This is a genomic window from Streptomyces murinus (assembly GCF_002154555.1).
In the GTDB taxonomy this organism is placed as follows: Bacteria; Actinomycetota; Actinomycetes; order Streptomycetales; family Streptomycetaceae; genus Streptomyces; species Streptomyces murinus.
Genome location: NZ_MUNF01000226.1, coordinates 1 through 1,445, shown reverse-complemented (window position 1 = coordinate 1,445; position 1,445 = coordinate 1). Strand labels below are relative to the sequence as shown.

Annotated in this window: 2 protein-coding genes; both read left to right on the top strand. The window is 70.1% G+C overall.

Annotated elements, in window-relative coordinates; genetic code table 11:
- Positions 1-88 precede the first annotated feature (88 nt).
- On the top strand, positions 89-406 hold the full coding sequence (locus tag CCN72_RS15420; RefSeq protein WP_086808006.1) for a hypothetical protein: 318 nt from the start codon (positions 89-91) through the stop codon (positions 404-406).
- A gap of 139 nt (positions 407-545) precedes the next feature.
- Positions 546-1,445, top strand: a 900-nt coding sequence (locus CCN72_RS15415) for a condensation domain-containing protein (protein ID WP_341868881.1), incomplete at its 3' end; no start/stop codon positions are given.

Here is a 1,445-nt window from a genome sequence, read left to right as displayed (position 1 = left end):
GCTCGTGGCCAATACACCTAGCGCGCGGGCCGGTGGGCCGCGGAATATCGGGGAGCGGGGCCGGTCCCGCTCCCCGTACCCTCGTTCCATGGAGCAGGACCACCCTCTCGTCCGTGACCTCTACCCGGACCTCGTCACGGAGCTGACCGCCCTCCTCCAGGAGGAGGGTGAGCGCGAACTGGCCGTCTGCACCTGGGACCTGCGGCTGATCGCCGAGTGCGGCTGCGGCGCGGACGACTGCCAGAGCCTGCGCACCGCTCCGCATCCCTTGGACCAGCCCTACGGCCCCGGCCACCGCTGCGTCCCGCTGCCCACCGCCGAGGGCCTGCTGTGTCTGGACGTGGTCGACGGCCGCATCATGTACGTCGAGATCCTGCACCGGCCGCCGCTGCGGCGCCGCCCTTAGACCCCATCTCCCTTTGACTGCACGGCATTTGGGCGGACCGGGGGCAGCTGATCCGGGTGCCGTGTCACGTGAATCCGGGACCGGCAGATCGGGACTTATCTCCATCCCGTCCCGCGCCTAGCGTTGATCTCACCAACCAGTGGGATCAGTGCCGCACGTCCGGAAAGGCGTGGCGGTCGAGGGAGTCGACTTGGCCACTCACGTCACGGCCGAAGCATTCACCGAGCCGTCGGTCAGCGTTTTCCGCGCTTCGCGGGCTCAGCAACGGATGTATTTCCTCCAGGAGATGGAGGAGGGCAGGCCGACGTATCACATGCCGGTCTTCTGCGCGCTCGACGGCGCCGTGGACGCCGAGGTGCTCCGGGCATGCGCCCAGGGTCTACTGGACCGGCACGAGGCGCTGCGCACCCGGTTCGTGCTGGACGAAGGGGAGTTGACACAGCACATCGACGCCTCCGCGCGGCTCGACTGGTCGGTGGCGGAGGCGCACGGCGACGGTGACACCGAGCGCTGGATGGACGCCCAGCACCACAGGCCCTTCGACCTGGCGGCGGGTCCGCTCTTCCGGGCCGCGCTGCTGCGGCGGGAAAAGGGTGCCGTACTCGCCCTGGGAATGCACCACATCGTCGGTGACGGGTGGTCGGCGGGGCTGCTGCTCAGGGAGTTGCTCACCGATTACGCGGCCCGCACCGGCGTGCTGAAGACGCCCGAGGGCGGCGCATTCGAGCCGGCGGAGCCCGAGTTCCAGTACGCCGATTTCTCCGAATGGCAGGAGGAATGGCTGAGCGGTCCGGCCGCCGAGCGCCAGCTCGCCTACTGGGCCGATCAGTTGGGCGGCGAACTGCCGTCCTCGGGACTCCCGACGGACCGCCGCCTCATGGAGGGCCGCGCCACGGGACGGCAGCTCCCCGCCCGGGCGGCGGTCCGTCGGGAGTCCCGAGGACGGCAGTTCGCCGCCCAACTGATCGGCCCAGTAGGCGAGCTGGCGCTCGGCGGCCGGACCGCTCAGCCATTCCTCCTGCCATTCGGAGAAATCGGC

What these genes read in the sequence shown, in the direction of transcription:
- CCN72_RS15420 (WP_086808006.1), top strand. Translation starts at nt 89, where the DNA reads ATGGAGCAGGACCACCCTCTCGTCCGTGACCTCTACCCGGACCTCGTC.